A 21,527-nucleotide genomic window follows, 5' to 3' on the forward strand; every position below is an offset into this window, starting at 1 on the left:
CACTGTTATGTTTAATTCTTTAAAAAAATATCTCGCGGCGCCTTGTCTCCTGATAGTCAGCCTGTCAACTCAGGCGGCGAATCTGGAACTTTCTCTGGCCGAACCTTCCTGGTCGTTTCTGATAGATAACCAGGTACTGCAAACCATCGAACTGACCTCTGAAGAGCGGACATTTCTTCGGGAAATTCAACCCTTGCTGAAAGCCGCCGATTACGAAGCAGCAGAACGCGCCTTCGACAACTGGGAGTCAGAACAGTCAGAAAAAGAGACCATCAGTGCTTCTATGGCGCTGATGCGCGGCCAGATCTATCTGGCCAACAATAAAGATAAAAAAGCGATCGAGTATCTGGCGAAGGCCGTTAAATCGCGTCCGGATTTTGCACCCTCGCAACGCAGCCTGGGCCTGGCATATCTGCGTAGCGACCAGGGCGATCAAGCCCGGCCGCATCTGCAACGTGCCATTGAGCTTGGCGACCAGAGCGCTCAACTCTACGGTCAGCTCGCCTATCTGAATCTGCAGTCTGGCTATGCCGCAAGTGCGGTTGCGGGTTACCAGCAAGCCCTGTTTCTTGATGCGGATAATGAAGAATGGTCAAAGGGCCTGCTTTACGCCCTGACCCGTGCCCAGGCGTTGCCACAGGCACAGGCCATGGTCGAGCAGATGCTCGAAAAGCGCAGTGATGACCCTGAACTCTGGTTGCTCCGCAGTCAGATTGCCCTGCAGCAGGACAATCCGCTGGTCGCACTGAGCAGCCTGGAAAGCGCGTTGTCACTGGGTAACAACAAGCCAGCAAATATGATTACGGCAGCGCAACTGCATCTGACGTCGGGCAGCCCAGAGCGCGCGGTCGAGCTGATGACTTCAGACCAGAACATCGGCAAAGGCGTGACAGACGCCCACGAAAACACCCTGGTTCAGGCAGCGGCATGGCTCGCACAACAACAGCAGTGGAAGACTCTGCAGACGCTGTTGAGCCGCACCGAAAAAGCAAAACTTTCGGCACCTGCGAAGGCCCAGCTGGCCGTCAGCCGGGCAAGAATGGCGATGTTCAGAAATGATTTCGCAGGGGCGGAAAAGTCGCTGAAACATGCCATCGGCCAGGACCCGACCCAGGGCGAGGCGATCATGACGTTAGCCGACTTACTGCGCGGCCAGAAACGATATCAGCAGGCCATTATGTACTATCAGCGCGCAGAACCCCTGCCCGGGCTCGAAGAGCGTGCCCTGCTTGGTCAGGCTCAGGCTGAAATAGAACAGAGTAACTACGACAGCGCTCTGAAAATTCTGGGCGAAGTCGTACGTAACAACCCGGACCGCACCGATCTGCGGGCGAGTATGCATTCACTTCGTAACCTGGTCAGAAACCGCCCCTGAGGTGGTTTCCCCGACCGGGGCTGATTATTCCGTCGCGCGCGGCACCCCGCTACGGAACTGACTGGGTGCCACTCCATACCATTTTTTAAAGGCCCGGCTGAATGCGCTGACGTCTGAAAACCCTAACAGAAACGCAAGTTGTGTGACTGTCATTCCGGGTTGATGAAGGTGCCTTTCGACCAGCGTACGCCGGGTATTTTCCAGTAATTGCTTCCATGTCATGCCTTCATCGCTCAGACGACGCTGCAGGCTTCGCACACTCATATGAAAACGCTCTGCCGCATCTCCCAGTGAGGGTTCTCCCTCAGGTAAACGTCCTTCCAGCCAGAGCGACAGCTGAATCAGTAATGACCCCCGTTCCTGCTCAGCCAGACGCTCATTCAGCGAGGCTTCCATCATCGCGGCCAGTTGCGGTTCACTGGAGTGCAGCTCGGCTTCCGCATCGTTGCGGGAAAAGACAATCTGATATAAATCGCCTTGCTGGGGTGGCACCCGGAAATAACGACCGATACATTGCAGGTAATCTGGCGCGCCATACGCGACCCAGACCTCCGCCGGATTCAGTGCCGGATCTATCCGGATTCGGACCAGTCTGACCAGACTGGCCATGACATACAGCATCCCCTGATGATGTGGCGTGTGGCCGGCGTCGGCGTAAAACCGGACAATGACTCTGTCTTCTTCACTGATCAGCTCTGTGCGCACTGCATTAGAAATCAGGCGATGAAAACGCACCATCCGTTGCAGTACGCTGAGTAAGCTCCCGCCTGCAGACAATGCCAGCCCCAGCCCACCAAACGCCGAATACTCGCTATGCCGGGCCATGTTGATGCCAAGCGATGGATCATCCAGCAGGTGTTCTGCCTCTGTCAGCAGCTCGGAAGTGTGAGCAACACTGACCCTGGCTTCAGGCTGGCGGGTATCCTCAACGGAGATTCCATGCTGCGCGAACAGAGGCTCAGGTGCGATACCGTGCTGGCGCAGCAGTGTCGCCAGGGGGCGCAGGAACATCGCCACAGCACGGGCTTCATGGGTCATTGGCATCTCCGGTCAACAGGTTGGCAGCGACGGCAAGGCATCTTCCAACTGTTTTATGTACTTTATTATTGTCTGGTCGCGCCTGTGTTCCGGTGCTGACCATGTTAACTGGAGTATATTGTATGACAGCGACAACCGATAAAAACAATGAGCGCTTTCAGGCGCTGCGCGCAAAAGACCGTGAAATTCAGCGCGATCTGATGGCGGTGAGTGATCAGGTGCGTGCCCGACATCCATGGCTGATGAAACATCAGGATGGCATCGGCATGGCCATCTTCCTCGTCAGCCTTGCCGGTATGGCTCTTAACGGCTGGCTCTGGCTGGAAGGCCTGATGCCTGCATGGGTAGTGATCGTACTGAGTGCCTTCTGGACGTCTCTGCTGCATGAACTTGAGCATGACCTGATTCACTACATGTATTTCCGCAAGCAGCCGTTCTGGCACCACCTGATGATGGCGGGCGTTTACCTGGCCCGGCCTCTGACGCAGAATCCATGGGTGCGGCGCCATGTTCACCTGCACCACCACAAAGTGTCCGGCACCGAAACAGATCTGGAAGAGCGTGGAATCACGAATGGCGAAAAATGGGACTGGAAACGGTTTCTGATGGTCGGCGATAACATGCTTGCGTTTTACCTGCGCGCAGGAAAGTACTTCGTCGTTCCTAAAAAGCTGATGAAACAGGGAAAAATTAACCGCAACGATCTGAAAAATCTGCGCATTATCGGTGCCCTCAGCTTTAATCCCATCGGCTATATTGCCTACACCCTGTGGCACGGTTTTGTGTTGTTCCACCTGGCAAATGGAGTCGCATGGATGTTGGGTACTCACATTGCGTGGCCTGAGTGGCTTCTGGCTCAGGAAGCCTGGGTAACAGCGACCGTTGTGATTCTGATTGCGCCCAATGTGTTACGCACCTTCTGCCTGCATTTTATTTCGTCAAATATGCACTACTATGGCGATAACACTCCCGGCATTATTCACGAGCAATGCCAGGTCATGGATAAATGGTATCTGCTGCCATTACACCTGTTCTGCTTCAAGTTCGGCAGCACGCATGCCATTCATCACTTTGTCGTCCGCGACCCATTCTATATCCGTCATCTCGGTGAAAAAGAGAGCCATGAAGTACTGCGTCGCCACGGTATCCGCTTTAACGATATGGGCACCTTCCGCCGTGCAAACCGTATGAATGAGCGGGCAGAAAAAGCCGCTGCCTGATAAACAGGCAATAAAAAACCCGGCATCGCCGGGTTTTTTATTGCTCAGATTCCGGCCTTCCAGCCGTTGGTTATCGGGTAGCGTCGGTCACGTCCAAAGCCACGGCGGGTAACTCTCACTCCCACCGGTGCCTGACGACGTTTGTATTCGTTGATGTCAACGAGGCGAACAACACGCATCACATCTTCCCGCACATGCCCCGCGGCTATAATCTGTTCGGCGCTTTCATCATGCTCAATGTAGCGCTCGAGAATATCGTCCAGCACAGGGTAAGGTGGCAGACTGTCTTCATCGACCTGATCCGGAGCCAGTTCGGCAGAGGGCGGACGGTCGATAACGCGTTGTGGAATCACCGGCGATAACGTGTTGCGATACTCTGCCAGTGCAAATACCCGGGTTTTATACACGTCCTTCAACGCGCCATAACCACCAGCCATATCGCCATACAAGGTGGCGTATCCCACCGCCATTTCGCTTTTGTTTCCGGTGGTCAGCACCATGTATCCGGTTTTGTTAGACAGCGCCATAAGTAAAACGCCACGACAACGCGACTGCAGGTTTTCTTCTGTGGTATCGACTCTGAGCCCATCAAAATCTGCGGCGAGGGCTGACATAAATTCAGAGTACATTGGTTCAATCGATATCGACTGATAACGAACACCCATGGCATCCGCCTGCAGGGCGGCATCCTCTTTACTCATACCTGAGGTATATGTGAAAGGCATCATCACAGCCCTGACCCGCTCCGGGCCAAGAGCATCAACGGCAATAGCAAGGGTCAGTGCTGAGTCAATCCCCCCAGACAGCCCCAGCACGACACCTGGAAACCGGTTTTTATTAACATAATCCCGGACTCCCAGAACTAACGCCTGATAGAGAGCCGCAAGATCGTCTTCCCGCGCAGGCACTGATGCTGAGACCGCGCTCAGACGCCCTGCGTGATACTCCACCATCGCCACGGCTTCGTTCCACGACGGCAGCTGCAAAACGCAGTCACCTTTGCGGTCTGTGGCAAATGAGCTGCCATCAAATACCAGTTCGTCCTGCCCCCCGACCTGATTCACATAGAGGAATGACATCGCATGCTGACGGGCATGACGACTGATGAGCTGCAGACGCTCTTCCTGTTTGCCCATATGAAACGGCGAGGCATTCAGATTAAGCATCAGCTCAGCCCCTGTGTCCGCGGCCTGAGCAACCGGAGCATCAAACCATACGTCCTCGCAGACAGTCAGGCCGATCCGAACGCCCGCCAGTTCAAAGACGCAGGCCTGATCACCCGCACTGAAATACCGCTTTTCATCAAAGACCTGATAATTCGGTAATTCCTGCTTGCAGTACTGGGCAATGCATTCTCCCCTGTTCCAGACACCGGCGCAGTTATACAGACGGTCGTCGATCCACATCGGATAGCCAACAGCGACGGCAATCGTCTCACTGATACGCGCAACCTGTTCCAGAGCTTCCTGCACGCGTAACGCCAGACTTGGACGCAGCAACAGATCTTCGGGTGGGTAACCGGTGATAGCCAGCTCACTGAAGACAATCAGCCAAGCGCCGGACTCCGCCGCCCGCTGTGCTGCCGTGGCGATCCGTTCGGTATTTCCGGGGATATCTCCAACATGAAAGTTACATTGTGCAAGAGCAATCTTGAGTGGCTGAATCAGTGACTTGGACATGGACTGCGGGTACTCTTTAAAAATCACGCGTATTGTCTGGAAATACGCTCCTGGACGCAAACCGGAAACACAGGATGCAACTCTCTCCAACTTCCAAAGCCGGCAGTGGCAACCGCCTTCTGCGTCTCTACGGATACTACTCTCTGTTTCTCGCCCTGCTGATCATCGTCGTCGACAGCATTGATAAGCAGGACAGACTACTCGGTGAACGCGCACCTCAGCTCTTCCTGATACTGTCGTCTGTGTACGTTATCAGCGCTGCGACCTTTGTCGCTATCGCTAACCGGCGGCCGGATTCTCAGGCCACCACCAGCTATATGTTCATCGAAACTGCGCTTCTGACCGGCATGATGTACGCATCGGGAGGGCTGGCAGCAGGCTTCTCCAGCCTGTTGCTGATCCCGGTGATTATGGCGAACCTGCTCGCGCCCGGAGTATTGGGCTACGGCGTAGCCGCCTGGCTCAGTCTGGCGGTGTTTTATACGCAGCATATTCTGCATGGGGAATTCGGGTTGTCTGATACCGCCAATACCGGGGTGTATGGAGCGATCACCTTCGCTATCGCGACCATTACCCAGCTATTGTCACGTCGTATCCGCACCGCAATCGACCTTGCGCAGGATCAGGCGTATAACGCGCGTCGCCTGCAACGACTCAGTCAACAGGCGCTGATGACACTGCCCGACGGTATCATTGCCTGTACCCGCTACCAGCAGATCCTGTTTTTCAACCAGCAGGCGGCAGACTGGTTTCCTCTGCGAGCGGGAGAAAAACTTCCCCCTGCGCTTGAACATATCTTCCGTTCAGAAAAGTTATCAGGCGCACAGCCGCTGACGGTGTCCCGTATCTCCATTCCTGATACCGACGGCGATTTTCTTCTGGTGATTGAAGACGACACCCGGGTAGCGGCTGAGGCCCAGCAGATCAAACTGGCGTCACTCGGGCGCCTGACCGCCAGTATTGCTCACGAGATCCGTAACCCGCTGTCAGCACTGCAACAGGCTTCGCAACTTCTGAGCGAAACACCCGGCCTGAGCCCGGAAAACCAACGTCTCACACGAATGATTGAAGACAACAGTCAGCGAATTAACCGTACCATTGCCGATATTCTGCAACTGTCCCGGGGGCGACAGGCGAGATGTGAACCGCTTGAGCTGGCGGCGTTTCTTGATCGTTTTAAGCGTCAGTTTCTGGAGTTGCATCCGCAGAACGATTTCGATCTTGTCATCCACAGTGAGGATTCGCCCCAGGTCAGGTTTGATGCTGACCATCTTGTCCAGGTACTTAACAACCTTTGCAACAACGGCCTGCGATACGCACGCAGACTTCATACGGATAAACCCCAACTGACCCTGACGGTGATGCGTGGCGATCATTCCCACACTATCCTTGATGTCAGCGACAATGGCGGGGGTGTTTGCCCTGAACAGCAGGAGCGTCTGTTCGAGCCATTCCACACAACGGAACCAGAAGGGACTGGTCTGGGTCTGTATCTCTGCCGGGAGCTGTGTCAGGCCAATGAAGCAGACATCAGCTACGCCGGACATCCGGGAGGCGCTCTCTTTCGTATACGGATGAAAGATGCAGAATAATTCTGTGCGACGATTCACACCCGCACGGCAAAACAGCCGACAGCAGACACATACTGACTTATAGTCAGTGATGACATTTTAAGGAACAGGAAATATGGCACCGGAATTATCAGCCCTGATCGTCGATGATGAAGCAGACATCCGCGAGCTGGTAACAATGACGCTGGAGCGCATGGGGCTTAAATGTACGGGTGCTGCCAATGTCCGGGAGGCCATGGAGGCACTTGAAGACACCACCTTCCATTTCTGCATCACCGATATGAAAATGCCCGACGGCGATGGAATACAGCTGATACATCATTGTGCACGGCAGTATCCCGATATGCCCCTGGCGATGATTACCGCCTTCGGGAATATGGAAACCGGTGTCGCGGCACTGAAAGCCGGCGCTTTCGATGTGGTCGCGAAGCCCATCGACACCAACCGCCTGCGCGACCTGGCAACGGCAGCTCTGCGGCTATCCCGGGTTCCGGGAGTATTGCCGCCACAGTGTCTGAATATCCTCAGTGGAGGTTCAGCCACAATGAGCCGGTTACGCGCTGACCTCCACAAAATTGCACGGACACAGGCACCCGTGGTCATCAGAGGACCGGCGGGTTCTGGCAAAGAAGACTTCGCACAGGCCATTCATCTTCTCGGGAGTCGCCACGACGCTCCCTTTATATTTATCAACTGCGCTTCTGTGGGCGTCGATGAAATCGAGCAGGAAATTTTTGGCAGTAACAGCCACACCGGGGCGGTGACCGAAGCCAATGGTGGCACTCTGTTTATCAACGCGATTGAGCACCTCAACCATGACCTGCAGGGGCGTATACTGCGCCTGATTCAGGAGCGACGTTTCCGCCGCCCCGGCTATCTGAGCGATGATGACTCCGATGTCCGGATCATCACAGGCACCACGGCTGACCCTGAAACTCTGGTCGCCAACGGATCATTAAGACAGGACCTGTATTATCGCCTGAACGTGGTCAACCTCGCGGTACCTGCTCTCGCGAATCGCCCGGAAGACCTTCCGACCATAGTACAGTCCTACCTTCATACCTATGCGCTGGCCTGGGATATGCCTGACGTTTCTATGTCCTCTGAGGCACTGGCTCTGCTGACGTCACACCCCTTTCCGGGCAACGTCCGTGAACTTGAAAACGTGCTGCAGCGCGCCTTCACCATGATGGAGGGCGAGGTGATTCAGGCATCCGATCTGCAATTGACGTCCATGCCGCCCACCGCACCTGACCTTCCTCCTGGCGGCACGGTAACTGACCTGGAAGGCTACCTGGAACGCCTTGAACGTCAGGCCATCGAAGGAGCGCTTCAGGCCACCCGCTGGAACAAAACTGCAGCAGCCGAAAAGCTGGGGATCAGCTTCAGGGCTCTGAGATACAGATGTAAGAAATTAGGCATAGATTAACCGCCTGCAAATCAGCCTCTTCACCGAGTGACCTGACTGTCACGGCTGCTATGTTGTTTCCTCGCTTTCCAGGGAGGAAACAGTATGCAGACCGGACATGTCAGCAAAGGCTTCACCCTCACCGAACTACTCATCAGTCTCGCGATCGTTCTTCTGATCGCCTCAGCCGGGTTGCCCGCCCTGCAGCGGCTGCTCGAAAATCAGCGGGCAAGCAACGATGTGCGTGTGTTGTACGCCTTGTTTTCAGATGCACACAGTCATGCGGTTCTGCACGACCGCGCGGTATCTCTGTGTCCCCTTGATGACAGTAACGAATGTTGCCCTGAGTGGATGGATGAAATTTCCGTTTTTGAAGACAGCAACGACAACCGGATTCTCGACGACAATGAACGGGTACTACGACGAATACCAGCGGTCAGCGATGACCGGATTTCACGTCAGTACCCCGGCAGAAGAGCTGTCACATTCAGCCCTGCAGGTGACTCTTTGGGGTTCAATGGCACCCTGAGATATAAGCTGGAAGGTCTTTCCACACATAGCGCCAGCATCGTCATTCATGGCACAGGAAGAGTAAGAATGGGAGCGAGAGAGCGCTATTGATTTCCGTCTGTAGTCGCTCTTATGCCGCTGGTCGGCAATCAATCTGCGTAACTGTGAAGCCGCGCTAATATAAAGTTTGAGAGATAAGGCAAGATACAGGCTGATCAATGTACGCGGATGCAACATGAAACAAAGTTCAGGGTTTACGTTAATTGAATTAATGGTGGTGCTGGTCGTCATGGGCGTGATGGCAGTCGTCGCGATTCCGCGGATGACCTCTACCACTTCTAACAGTGCGGCGGAGGCGTCTGGGCGTCTGCTGACTCTGGACCTGGGGTACGCCCGGAATCATGCCCAGACGACAGGTCTGACGGTACGCATGATTCCCGTCAGCGATGAGTATGAACTGGGCTGGACACTGCAGGAATTCGATAATGCTGGCAATGCCGGAAACGTGGTGCGCAGTCGCAACCGCCTGGATGACAGGGTGAACGTTGAAAGTGCTGAGTTTTCCACCGCTGCCCCCATCGGATTTACCCGGGACGGCGTTCTTGAAAGCGCTGGTACCCTGGCAATTACGACCACTGACTGCTCAGGCAACCGGAACCGGAATCTGCAGTTATTTGTATCTGGTCAGATAGTGACAACGGAGGTTGCATGTCAATGAAGTATCAACAAGGAATAACGATCTGGGAAGTGATGGTTACAATCGTCATCACCACCATAGGCCTGCTGGGGTTATCAGCCCTGCAGATGCAGTCTGTGCGTTCTGCCGAAGACAGTGGCAACCGCTCTCATGCGATCTGGATGGCAAACGATCTGATTAACCGCATGCGCGCTAACGAGGTCGAAAACTACAGTTTCAACGGCACAATGAGCTGCGCTAACTTTCCTGAAAATATTACTGTGTGCGGTGCCTACCACAACGGTGGTCAGCAGGTTGCACCTGTCGCTTGTAACAGCACAGAGCAGGCGACGTTTGACCGCTGGGAAGTGCTTTGTGGTATGCCGGCCGATATCAACGGCAACACCAATGTAATGCGTGGCTCTGCGTCTTTTATTACTAACCCCGGTCTTCAGATCACGACACTGGCCAACGGTGATGTACAGATGACCATCGACTGGGACTCAAGAACATCAGGTGTTGATGCCGATGGCACCCAGCGCTTTATGATTGATGAGAACACTGCTTCGACAGTTCAACGGGAAAGCTTTGTAACGGTATTCCGCCCATGAAAATGTTAAGACACCAACAGGGCATGTCCCTGATCGAACTGATGATTGCCATGGCGCTCAGCCTGGTGGTTGTGTATTTCGTCATGCAGATTCTGATCGGTAGCAACCAGACCGCTTCTCTGGCGGACACTCTGACGCAATCTCAGGAAACCGGCCGTTTCTCTATCAGCTACCTGAACCGTAGCGCGCTGCGCGCAGGCTACGACCCCGAAGGTGAAGACCTGCAACCATTTGCCAACCTTTGTACTGCGGACAATCCAACAGCCGGCACTGGTATGTGCACACAGGATACCGACAACACCGTCGATGGCGAGACCACAGGCGACCGTCTGGCAATAGTGCGTACTGCAGAAGCAGGTAATGCCACCAGCTGCTGGGGCAGCAATATGGTACTTGCGACAAATACACAGATTGCTGACGTATTCTGGGTTGAAGTCAATGACGACGGTCTCAGCAGCCTGATGTGCCGGACCTACAATTTTGGTACCGGCGTCGCCATGGTTGACTCTCAACCTCTGGCGGCGGGTGTTATTGCCATGCATGTGTTGTATGGCCAGAGCGCAGCTGACTCAGCAACCGGTGAAAGAAATGTCACCACGTATGTGCCAGCAGATGATCTGACCAACAATACCGGCCTGGATTACAGTCGCGACTGGGAGCGGGTGTATTCCGTTCGAGTGGCCTTGTTAACCCAGGCATTCGACGATACTTCAGGTCTGAGTGGTACGCGCAACTACATTTTATTTGATGCGGCGCCGTATCAATACGATGACAGGTTTGCCCGTCAGGTATTTACCACAACAGTGGCTCGCGCCAATTTCTGAGCAGGAGGACATATGAATTATTCTGCCAATAAAGGGGCTGCACTGATCGTCAGTCTGATCATGCTGACGGCCGTAACGTTTCTCGCAGTCATCAGCCTGCAGAACTCGTCGACTCAGGTGAAAATGGTGGGTAACACCCAGACCCGGGAAAGTGTCTTTCAGGCGGGGATGAGCGCTCTTGAAACGCTGGTCTCAGATTTTTCCGCAGAAAAAGATGGCACTACGATCCTGTCTGATGCCATGACAAACACTGTGCAGGTGAACGGTGAAGCGGTAATTAACCAGGACACACTCAACCCCATGTTCGACAAGGCCACTCCTGGCAAGCGTTACTCGTACAATGATCAAGCGCTGAAGCCTGTTTCAGTTTCCGTCAGCTATCAAGGTCCCGGCGGCAGTCTGAATTTTTCTCTGTCTGGCGACAGTAGCGTACAGAAATTTAATAAACATCCTTTCCTGGCTGAAGCCGGGGCAGAAGATCGCTCTGAGCGTTTCGCATCGGACCAGAATCTTGGCTTTACCTTTATGTCCACTACAGGGCGTTAAGCTGGAGGTATATATGAAAAAGTTACTTATCACACTGACCGCTGCTTCCATCGCTCTGGCTTCACAAGCGGATGATATCGAGATCTACACAGGCTCCGCCGGGGGCGCGCAAAGCAATGTTCTTATGGTCCTGGATACATCCGGGAGTATGGGGACCACAGCAGTGGAAGCAGATGAAGTCCGCTATGACCCGGACGTCATTTATGACAACAGCATCTACGGTTTCGACCCCAATGCACTCTATCTGTTCCGGTTTGACCAGTCGCGTCGATCACGCACAGACCTCGGCAATCTGAGTGATGATGTTGTTAGTCTTATTAAAAATTATCAGGTCTCCCCTGATGCAGTAGCCTGCCCTGGAGCGCTGGATGTTGTCGCCAGCCGTGGTGAGCTGACCGCGTCTCTGATGTTCTGGGAATCTGGTCGTGGCTGGAGTGGCCCTGATCAGGCGATCGAAAACATGCGTGCCCGCGAACGCCCGGTAGTATCAATGAACAGCAATGCCATCATTGAGTGTCAGAGGGGTTGGTTCCAGACGTATTCTTATAATGGCAATAATTACTGGTATATCCGCGACAGCTCCAGCAACCCTTATACAAACTGGTTTTTCTCCAGCTACTCATGGAGCGATGCATATTCTGTTCTCTGGAGCGGTAACTACCTTAACTACCGTGCAGTAGCAGAGCAGGCCAGTGGCCCTAAAACGCGTCTGGATGTTGTAAAAGAAGCAGCGATCGATGTAGTTAACAGTATTACCGGTATTTCCGTCGGCCTGGCGCGTTTCAGTGCGGACAGTGATGGTGGCTTTATAGATATCCCGATCACACCCGTCGAGGATATGCGTGCTGATTTTGTCACCAGAATCAATAGCTATCACGATCAGGGGGGCACCCCACTTGAAGAGTCAATGTACGAGTCGTATCTCTATCTTGCGGGTAAATCCGTAAAATACGGCCTGGATTCAGTATCTGGTAACAGCAGCAACGGTAACGGCACTTCGTCTACTCCCAGTGTGTCCGGCTCGCGCGTCAGTGGCAACCAGAGTCAATATCAAGCCCCCACTGCACTCGAATGTACCCCGACAAAAATCATTCTCTTCAGTGATGGGGAGCCGACTAACGACGACAACGCCAATGGCCTGATCAAGAGCCTGGCCTCTGACACCATATTTGATAACTCATCGTACCTTTCGCACTATTGTTCAGGTAGCGGTGCATGTGCCGAAGAACTGGCGTACCACATCAACCGGAACGATCACCGTACTGATGTTGATGGTACCCAGAATATTACTGTAGATACTATCGGTGGCTTTATTGATGAAGCCAGTTATGCCCGGGATAAACTGAGGAATATTGCTAGTGCTGGCGGCGGTAAGTTCTACGAGGTGAATGATTATCAGAGTCTGTATGACAGCCTCAAAGACTCGCTTACCGAAGTGATTGTCACTCCCACAACCTTCACCTCTCCGACCGTAGCCGTTAACTCATTCAACAGCCTGGAAAACAGTGATGAGCTCTATTTTTCAGTTTTCGAACCGAGTGGCAAACCAGACTGGAAAGGTAATCTCAAGCGCTACCGTATCAGCTCTGAAGGTAAAGTCATGGACGCCAATAAACGCGAAGCCGTTGACGATACCGGGTTTTTCTCTATCACTTCGCAAAGCTACTGGAGCCCCGAGGTCGATGGCCCGAATGTTGGCCAGGGCGGAGCGTCAAGTCGCCTTACTGTGCCACGTACGATCTTTACCTCAACCACATCAGGCATAAAGGAACTCGATGCGCCCTCTGGTACTATCGAGAATATCGTTGGTGCGATACCTGTTTCGACAAAGAGTATTCTTACGGATGACCTGCTCGGGCTGGATGCCTTTGCAGATATTACCGACTCCTATCGTGATCAGCTTATCGGCTGGATTCTGGGCTATACCGACGAAGGTGAACCCCGTCTTGAAATTGAAGATCCACTCCACAGCCAGCCGGTAGTCATCAATTATGGTGAGGATGACAGCGTAGTCTTCCTGTCAACAAATAGTGGCTATCTGCACGCGTTCGACACCGATGAAAATAATCCTCAGGAATTTTTCTCATTCATTCCCCGGGAACTGCTGCGTAACCCTTACTACTACTTCAGCTCTCAGGTATCGACGTCAGATAAAAAACGTTACGGTCTGGATGGTGCTCTGACCTACTGGCACGATGATAAAAACTACGATGGTGTTGTAAACAACAACGACCGTCTGATTATCTTTGTGGGTATGCGCCGTGGCGGGCACTCCTACTACGCCCTGGATGTGACTGATCGCCATAATCCTGTATTACTGTGGCAGAAACATGGCCAGTACGTAGACAGCCTGGCAAACATTCCATCCGTATCCACCGGATATGAAAGAATGGGTCAGAGCTGGTCGGCACTGACGCCGGTACGCATTCGTATGGGTAATACAGCGAGAGTCGTTCTGCTTGCCGGTGCCGGCTATGATCCCGACGAAGATGGTACGACCAGTGATGGCCCCGCCAGTCGCTTCGATCATGATATTGGCAACACCATTTATATGATTGACCCGAATACAGGTGATGTCCTCTGGGATGCACACGATGACGCGGACCTGACTGGCTCAATGACCAGCAGCTTCCCATCAGACATAGTACCCGTCGACCGGAATGCCGACGGCTTTATCGACATGTTCTACGCCACCGATGTGGGCGGTCGCATCTGGCGTTTTGATCTGGATATCAATGCAACTGACATGGCCGACTTCGCCAAAGGTGGGGTAATTGCTGATCTGAACGACAGTACCACCAGCACCGGAAACCGTCGTTTCTATAACGCGCCGGATATTTCGTATATCACAGAAGCCGTTGATGATTATATTCTGATCAGTGTTGGTACCGGTTACAGAGCGCACCCGCTGGCAACAACAACGACGGACTACCACTACCTGATCAAAGACCTGAACGCCAAAGTCACGCCTGAAGACTATATTGCGGTCACTATGTCTGATCTTGCCGAATGGGGTACTGAAGCAGCCCTCAACAGTCCAGCGGGCTGGTATGTGCCACTGACTCAGGCGAGTGAAAAAATACTTTCCCGTTCAGTCACCGTGAAGGGCTCTGTGTTCTTCTCCACTTATGCTCCCCTTGATGCGACGACCGTTGCCGACTGCGGTGGTGACGTAGGTACCGCCCGTCTCTACATTGTTAACGTGTACGACCCACTGGGAGAAAATCTGAAGAAAACCCTGAAAGACGACAGCAGTGATAGCGACAGTGATAGCGAATATACTGGTGGTAAGTTCGTCAAAGAACTGGATCGCGGCGGGCTCGCACCAGCACCTGTCGTCGTGTTCACACCAGGCGATGATTGCGGCGATGACCCGGATTGCGAAGTTCCTGTTAACACCTGCGAGAGCATGGGAAGTGTGACCCTGGTTGGCCCTGAGGCAATTGGAAATGGGCTCAATCGTTGCGACCAGATAGAGAAAAATTACTGGAGAGAGCTCTGATGAACATCAGAAGTCATTATCAGGGGTTCAGCCTGATCGAACTGATGGTCACATTGGCCATTATTGGCATCATTGCTTCTGTGGTGATTCCTCAATACGGACAATATGTACGTCGGGCAGACCGGTCGGATGCTATTGTCCCAATGCAAGCTCTGCTGAATGCGCAGGAAAGGTTTTTCCTGAATAACCGCACGTACACCACGAACCTGGCAGATCTGAATGTCGTGGCTGCAGACAATGCAGCTTACGAAGTCGACAGCTATCAGATCACCGCTCAACAGTGTACTGACAACGATGGAGACCCTATCCCACTTACGTTGTGTGTGGAACTGAATGCGGACTCAACAGGTAGTCAGACGGACGACGGAGATCTGTTCATGAATACGATGGGACGAAGCCAGCGCGTCGATATCGACGGAGTAGCGCACGAACTATAAGTTATTTTGTGACATTACGGGCCAGCACAGGGATTTTCTGGCCTTATCGGGCAACCCAACCTGATTAAAACTTAGTCAATAACAAGTATAATAGGCACCAATATAGGGAAGTGCTATGCCAACTAAAATTCAGAGCTCCAGAGGAGCCGCACTCATCGTCAGTCTTATCCTGTTGACAGCTGTCACTATGACGGCAGTCGTCAGTCTGCAGAATTCAATGCTGCAGGTTAAGATGGTGGCTAACACCCAGCTCGCCACAAGCGCCTTCGTTGCCGCCAACAGTGAGCTTGAAGCCAATTACGATGAGATCCGTGATAGCGAAAATGGTCTTCAGATGCTCTCTGAAGCTGTGTCGTCCGTGAACGTCGAAAATGATGAATTGGTGCTCAGATCAGACGGTAATCCTGAATTCAGCGCCGTTTCAGCACAGCGGACTGCAGTCAGCGACTACAGCCAGATGGGCGTCGCACCCGAGAATATCACCAGTGAAATCACCTATCTGGGCTCTGGGGCCATCGTCAGTAATGGCTTTGCCGGCGATAGCACTGTTGGCACTTTCCAGACCTACCCATTTCAGATCAATGCCTCTGCCGCGGTGAACCCTAGCATCAACTCATCGCAATCAATGGGAATTGACTACACCGCCCCGTCGGGACGACGCTGAGAGAGAGCACCATGAAGATAAAAATAATGATCAGCAATCGTATTACCCGCCTGGTACAGGCACTGATTCTCGGCGCATCCCTGATGGTTGCAGCAGTGCAACCCTCGTTCGCTGACGATATCGATATCTACGCCGTTAACCGCACGCAGAATCTGTTGATGCTGTTTGACACGTCGTTATCGATGTCACGCCTGGAGAACTTCGACCCTGGCGAATATAACCCCGACTTTATTTACCCGAAATCAAACAATGGGTTCGATCCGGACAGCGTTTATGTTGGCACAGCAGATCTTCTTGGTCTGGTCGAGTTAAGTGACGGGTCCACCGATACTGAGATAAATGTTAACAAACTATACCGGATCGATTCCGACAACGTACATTGCCCAGCCGTAACAGACGCACTGGCGACATCAGGAGTTTACGATGTCAGTACGGGACTGTTTGGCGTATTTACGTCACTGTTTGATTCTCCTCAGGGCGCTCTCAGACTATGGGAAGCCGGTGGTCGTTGGTATGGCACAACGCAGCTGGAGACCATTTTCAATACGACTCTCGCCAGCTTCAAAACCCTCACAGGTATCAAACTGTGGAACATGTTCGGCGACACTGATCCCGCACCGAGCGCAATTCTTAACTGCCGGGGTAGCACGGGGGGGTTTGGCTTTATGCATAGAAGCTCGACCACCAACCCTTATACCTCAAACTCCGGTGATGAAATATGTTGGCGTCGTTTCCAGAGCCTCAGCTGCACTTTCGGCTACTGGCCTGAATTCTATACGGCTGCCTGGAGCGGAAATTACCTCAATTATCAGATCGCCAAGCGTCAGTTCCTGTTTCTCAACCTGGGCTATTCATCCAGCCGGCTTGGCATTACCCGCGCCGCAATGCTGAATGCTCTGGAAGAATTAAAAGATGACCCCAACAACGGTCTGGCAAATCTGCGTATGGGCATGATGCGTTTTGATATTGAGCGACTGGACCGCAATGCTACCGATGAAGGCAACGCCGAAGGCGGATATGTTGATGTTCCCATGGGTAACCTGTTTGACCCCGACGGTGCCACTGAGAGCGAGCAATATGCCCACTACAATTATCTGAAAAACAAAGTGCTGCGTTATCACCCAGCAGGCGCTACCCCCCTCTCCGAAACCATGTATGAAGCATACAACTATCTGACGGCCGGACCTGTGATCTACGGTGCCAATTCCGATGTTTACTGGTTGGGAGAAGAAGAAGCAATTAACACATGGCTCGGTGGCCAGCCAAACAACTACAACTTCAGACATTTCATCAGTCGTTTATTTGGCGAAGACTCAGGAACCGAGATCAAGTATCCCAGCGTGCGTTCAACTGGGCAGTACTCGCAAACACTAGGAACACCCAGCCCGGGAAATATTAACCGTGGCCACGACCGTTACTTTACCGGTGAGAGCTACTACTCCAGCGGTGATAGTTATGAGCAACCGGAGTACGGCACCTGCCCAACAACGCAGTTTGTATTATTCACCGACGGCGCCCCCACCCAGGACACCGGTGCTAACAACGCGATACGCTCCCTGATCAGTGGCAGCCAATTGGGTAATGGTCTGTATACCGATTGCGGAGGAAATGGCAGTGGCGACTGTGCAGAAGAGCTCGCCTACTATATGGCTAACAACGATCTGGATGGCGACCCGGACAACGACGAAAACATGCACGTTAACACCCATGTCGTCGCTGGGTTTCTTAACAGTGGCTGGCTGGACGAACTCCCCAGCTCCGCACGCAGCCGTCTGCAGCGTATCGCCAGTGCCGGTAACGGAAATTTCTACGAGGCCAACGATTACCAACAACTCGCCAATGTCTTTAAAGATATTTTCAGCGGCTTTACCGGCAATATCAGTACCTTTTCGTCGCCAGGCCTGACGCTGAGCAGCACTAACCGTCTGCGCCTCTCTGATCAGCTGTATTTCCCACTGTTTGACCCGGGCGAAAATATGACCTGGGAGGGGAACCTCAAGCGCTACCGGTTGAACGAAGATGGCCTGGTGGTGGATGCAGATGGTCAACCGGCAACTGATGACAGCGGTAAACTGATTTCTACGAGTCGTAGTTTCTGGTCAGAAACAGAGGATGGTGAGAGTGTTAGTTTAGGAGGGATGTCGAGTCGTCTGAACATGGGTGAGCGTAAGATATTTACCTCCGTTGCGGAGAGTGAGTACTCAGAAGCCTCTGGTGAGAGTAATCTTCTCCCGATATCTGTCGAGCAGAGCAGCGGCGGCAGTTTGTTACTGACGATCACCGATGAACTTCTGAATATCCTGACCGATGACGTTCTCGGGCTGCTGGATGCAAGTATTGATCGCGAGTCTCTGATCGGCTGGATTGGTGGTGTGAATCCGGATGGTAGCGCGCGCCTGGAGCTGGAAGATCCGCTGCACTCAACGCCTGTTATGCTGCGCTATCTGAATTCAGATAACTCAGAAACACGCGCAGTATTTATCGGAACAAACTCAGGCTACCTGCACGCGTTCAACCCGGATATTGAACCTGGCTCCAGCAGCGATGAGGCAGAGTTTTTCTCGTTCATTCCACGCGAGTTGCTGCGCAACCCTGCTGCTTATTACAGCGGCGCCGGGTTCTTCAGTAACAAACGCTACGGCATGGATGGCCCGATTAATTACCTGCACCTGGATAGCAACCGCGACGGCTTTATTAACAATGGTGAAAAAGCGTATCTGTACGCTTCTATGCGGCGCGGCGGCCAGACGCTTTATGCGCTGGATGTCAGCGATGTCACCGAGCCGCGGTTGATGTGGCAGGCAAATGGTGACTACAGCAAACTGGACTGGTACGAAAGCTATGGTGTTACCAGCCGCGCGAAAGTGAATATTCCGGGTGTCGTCAATCTGCCCCTGCTCGGGCAGACCTGGTCAGCCGCTAAGCCGGCTGAGGTTAAGTGGCGCGGTGAACGGCGTTTCGTCATCTTCCTTGGTGCTGGTTACGATCCGGTCAATGACCCGGATATCACTGCTAACCCGGGGGGTGATCAGGTCGGCAATACCATCTATATGCTGGACGCTGAAACCGGAGAGCTGCTCTGGGATGCCCATACCCACGCCAATCTCTCAGGTAGTGAAGACAGCGATATGAGTGCGGCCTTTGCTGCAGATATTATCCCGATTGACCGTGATAATGATGCACTGACTGATCTCTTGTATGCCGCTGACATCAACGGTCGCCTCTGGCGTTTCGATCTGAATACCAGTCATTCCGAAGTGTCGTCGGATACCGATTTCGCACAAGGCGCTGTCATTGCTGACGTGAACCGGACCACCTCCGGTCTACTGTCACAACGTCGTTTCTACCATCGTCCGGACGTATCTATCGTGCGCGATGGCCCCGGTCAGACAGTGATCATTGGTATTGGCTCCGGCTGGCGGGCGAACCCTCGTGACATGCCATCGACCAACCCGGATTACGACCAGGATTACTATTTCGTAATCAAAGATAAGCTGGGCCGCTCAACCCCGGATATCGCCAGTGGTCAGCAATATACCCGTCATCTGTTTGATGAGCTGGATGACTGGGGCGCTAGTACCAGCCTGACCAGCAGCAATACAGGCTGGAAGGTACCGCTCAACGAAGGTGAGAAAGTACTGGCAGCATCGACAACTTACAAAGGTCTGATGTTCTTTACCACCTATCGCCCGACCGAAGGCGCAAGCAGTTGTGGCGCCGATCTGGGTAGAGGTTCCATGTATGTACTGAACCTCTATTCTCCGAATGAACCTGCCAGTCAGATATCCGGCTGCTGTGGTGAGGGTATCCCGTCTGAACCTTCTGCGCCTATGTTCCCGGGTGCACACGGTGTGATCGACCTTGACCCTACCGGCGCAGGCGATGGTGATGATGATCAGGGTCCGGCAGACTGCAGCTCTTCCGTTGCCACCATTATGGTGGGTACAAAAGCGGTGCGAGGAAACTTCAATCAGTGTTCTGCCCTGCAGAAGACCTACTGGCGTGAGCTTTGATTGTTAAGGATGTTATCCCCGCTCAGGCGGGGAATAACTCAATGTAAGTCAGAGTGGGAATTTATCAGTCGTCCGCCTGAACCAGGCGCAGCTCTTTAGGCAGGGAGAAAACGACATTTTCTTCCCGCCCTTTCAGTTCTTCCGGCTCGCTACAGCCCAATGAGCGTAACTTAGAGATCACTTCACGCACCAACACTTCCGGTGCTGAAGCGCCGGCAGTCACACCGACAGCGGTGATGCCATCGAGCCATTCCGCTTTAATTTCCGAGGCATTATCAATCAGATGAGCTCTTGCGCCCATGCGCTCGCCGAGCTCGCGCAGTCGATTCGAATTACTGCTGTTGGGCGATCCAACCACCAGCACCAGATCACAGTCAGCTGCCAGTGTTTTTACTGCGTCCTGACGGTTCTGAGTCGCATAGCAGATATCGTCTTTGCGCGGTCCGGTAATTTCTGGAAACTTCTCGCGCAGAGCATCAATCACTCGCGCAGTGTCATCCATCGACAGGGTCGTCTGGGTCACATACGACAACGCCGAAGGATTCTTAACTTCCAGCGCTGCAACATCTTCTTCATCTTCAACCAGATAGATATTACCGCCTTTACTGAAATCATACTGGCCCATGGTCCCTTCAACTTCCGGGTGCCCTTTATGGCCAATCAGTATGCATTCGCGCCCCAGTGCGCTGTAGCGTGTCACCTCAAGGTGCACCTTAGTGACCAGGGGGCAAGTAGCATCAAATACCTTTAATCCACGATCGGCAGCAGTTTTTCGTACCGCCTGGGAAACTCCATGCGCAGAAAAAATAACAATATTGTCGTCGGGTACTTCGTCGAGTTCATCAACGAAAATGGCTCCGCGATCGCGCAGATCATTCACTACAAATTTGTTGTGAACAACTTCGTGGCGCACATAAATCGGCGGCTCAAAGAGTTCCAGTGCACGATTTACAATATCGATGGCCCGATCAACACCGGCACAGAAACCACGGGGGTTCGCCAGTTTAATCTGCATCACTGACCTCCAGGATCTGTACGTCAAAAATCAGAGTTTTTCCCGCCAGTGGATGGTTAAAATCGACGGTCACCCAGTCACCTTCCACCGCACTGATCAGCCCGGGCAGCTCTGCGCCCTGTGCATCCGCGAACGACACCATAAGCCCCGGAGATATCGGCATATCTACCGGAAAGTCCTTACGTTTAATTTCCTGTACGTTCTGCGGATTAGGTTGGCCAAACCCTTTTTCAGGGGGTACATCAAAGGTTTTGCGGTCACCCGTCGTGAGTCCGATCAGAAACTCTTCAAATCCTGGCAGCAGATTGCCATCGCCCAGGGTAAATGTCGCTGGCTCCTGCCCGAAAGTTGAATCAACCTCCTGCTCTGCCGACAGTTTCAGTGCGAAGTGCATGGTGACACGGCTGCCTGCCGAAATCGTTGCGAGCGACATAATCA

General features: G+C 53.1%; 17 protein-coding genes. 13 read left to right on the plus strand and 4 right to left on the minus strand.

Going from position 1 to position 21,527, the window contains the following annotated elements; translation table 11 throughout:
* Nucleotides 1–7: 7 nt before the first annotated feature.
* Complete coding sequence (locus Q1L85_RS10365; RefSeq protein ID WP_300427237.1) at nt 8–1,375, plus strand: tetratricopeptide repeat protein; 1,368 nt, start codon at nt 8–10, stop codon at nt 1,373–1,375.
* Nucleotides 1,376–1,399: 24 nt separating this feature from the next.
* Here Q1L85_RS10365 and Q1L85_RS10370 read toward each other — a convergent pair whose 3' ends face one another.
* Entirely contained in the window at nt 1,400–2,413 is a 1,014-nt protein-coding gene (locus tag Q1L85_RS10370; RefSeq protein WP_300427235.1) for an AraC family transcriptional regulator, read from the minus strand.
* Between the two features lie 122 nt (nt 2,414–2,535).
* On the opposite strand from Q1L85_RS10370, the gene Q1L85_RS10375 reads away from it, so the two are divergent.
* A complete protein-coding gene (locus Q1L85_RS10375) occupies nt 2,536–3,633 on the plus strand; it encodes a fatty acid desaturase (protein WP_300427234.1) in 1,098 nt (365 codons plus the stop codon).
* Between the two features lie 44 nt (nt 3,634–3,677).
* Here Q1L85_RS10375 and Q1L85_RS10380 read toward each other — a convergent pair whose 3' ends face one another.
* Entirely contained in the window at nt 3,678–5,312 is a 1,635-nt protein-coding gene (locus Q1L85_RS10380) for an NAD+ synthase (RefSeq protein ID WP_300427233.1), read from the minus strand.
* Between the two features lie 74 nt (nt 5,313–5,386).
* Here Q1L85_RS10380 and Q1L85_RS10385 point away from each other — a divergent pair, with 74 nt between their 5' ends.
* From Q1L85_RS10385 to Q1L85_RS10435, 11 genes are all read left to right on the plus strand, one after another.
* Nucleotides 5,387–6,904: a HAMP domain-containing sensor histidine kinase gene (locus tag Q1L85_RS10385; protein WP_300427232.1), complete on the plus strand. Its 1,518-nt coding sequence runs from the start codon at nt 5,387–5,389 to the stop codon at nt 6,902–6,904.
* A 94-nt stretch (nt 6,905–6,998) separates the two neighbouring features.
* Entirely contained in the window at nt 6,999–8,312 is a 1,314-nt protein-coding gene (locus Q1L85_RS10390) for a sigma-54 dependent transcriptional regulator (RefSeq protein WP_300427231.1), read from the plus strand.
* 84 nt (nt 8,313–8,396) lie between these two features.
* Nucleotides 8,397–8,912 carry a GspH/FimT family pseudopilin gene (locus Q1L85_RS10395; protein WP_300427229.1) on the plus strand — a complete coding sequence of 172 codons (516 nt, stop codon included), beginning with the start codon at nt 8,397–8,399 and terminating at the stop codon, nt 8,910–8,912.
* A 124-nt stretch (nt 8,913–9,036) separates the two neighbouring features.
* On the plus strand, nt 9,037–9,519 hold the full coding sequence (locus tag Q1L85_RS10400; protein ID WP_300427228.1) for a GspH/FimT family protein: 483 nt from the start codon (nt 9,037–9,039) through the stop codon (nt 9,517–9,519).
* Nucleotides 9,510–10,088 carry a type IV pilus modification protein PilV gene (gene pilV, locus Q1L85_RS10405; protein WP_300433089.1) on the plus strand — a complete coding sequence of 193 codons (579 nt, stop codon included), beginning with the start codon at nt 9,510–9,512 and terminating at the stop codon, nt 10,086–10,088. Before Q1L85_RS10400 ends, pilV begins: the two co-directional genes overlap by 10 nt.
* Entirely contained in the window at nt 10,085–10,912 is an 828-nt protein-coding gene (locus Q1L85_RS10410; protein ID WP_300427225.1) for a PilW family protein, read from the plus strand. The genes pilV and Q1L85_RS10410 overlap by 4 nt, the downstream gene beginning before the upstream one ends.
* A gap of 12 nt (nt 10,913–10,924) precedes the next feature.
* Entirely contained in the window at nt 10,925–11,458 is a 534-nt protein-coding gene (locus Q1L85_RS10415; RefSeq protein ID WP_300427222.1) for a pilus assembly PilX N-terminal domain-containing protein, read from the plus strand.
* 13 nt (nt 11,459–11,471) lie between these two features.
* Nucleotides 11,472–14,960, plus strand: coding sequence for a pilus assembly protein (locus tag Q1L85_RS10420; RefSeq protein ID WP_300433092.1), 3,489 nt, complete (start codon nt 11,472–11,474; stop codon nt 14,958–14,960).
* Nucleotides 14,960–15,397, plus strand: a complete 438-nt coding sequence (locus Q1L85_RS10425; protein ID WP_300427353.1) for a type IV pilin protein — start codon at nt 14,960–14,962, stop codon at nt 15,395–15,397. Before Q1L85_RS10420 ends, Q1L85_RS10425 begins: the two co-directional genes overlap by 1 nt.
* Before the next feature lie 115 nt (nt 15,398–15,512).
* On the plus strand, nt 15,513–16,061 hold the full coding sequence (locus Q1L85_RS10430) for a pilus assembly PilX N-terminal domain-containing protein (protein ID WP_300427352.1): 549 nt from the start codon (nt 15,513–15,515) through the stop codon (nt 16,059–16,061).
* 11 nt (nt 16,062–16,072) lie between these two features.
* Entirely contained in the window at nt 16,073–20,074 is a 4,002-nt protein-coding gene (locus tag Q1L85_RS10435) for a pilus assembly protein (protein WP_300433096.1), read from the plus strand.
* Between the two features lie 64 nt (nt 20,075–20,138).
* Here Q1L85_RS10435 and ispH read toward each other — a convergent pair whose 3' ends face one another.
* Nucleotides 20,139–21,089: a 4-hydroxy-3-methylbut-2-enyl diphosphate reductase gene (ispH, locus tag Q1L85_RS10440; RefSeq protein ID WP_300427348.1), complete on the minus strand. Its 951-nt coding sequence runs from the start codon at nt 21,087–21,089 to the stop codon at nt 20,139–20,141.
* Nucleotides 21,079–21,522 (minus strand): peptidylprolyl isomerase, encoded by a 444-nt coding sequence (locus Q1L85_RS10445; protein WP_300427347.1) that lies wholly within the window; start codon nt 21,520–21,522, stop codon nt 21,079–21,081. The genes ispH and Q1L85_RS10445 overlap by 11 nt, the downstream gene beginning before the upstream one ends.
* Between the last annotated feature and the right edge of the window lie 5 nt (nt 21,523–21,527).

The organism is uncultured Thalassolituus sp., assembly GCF_950066645.1.
Taxonomy (GTDB): domain Bacteria; phylum Pseudomonadota; class Gammaproteobacteria; order Pseudomonadales; family Oceanobacteraceae; genus Thalassolituus.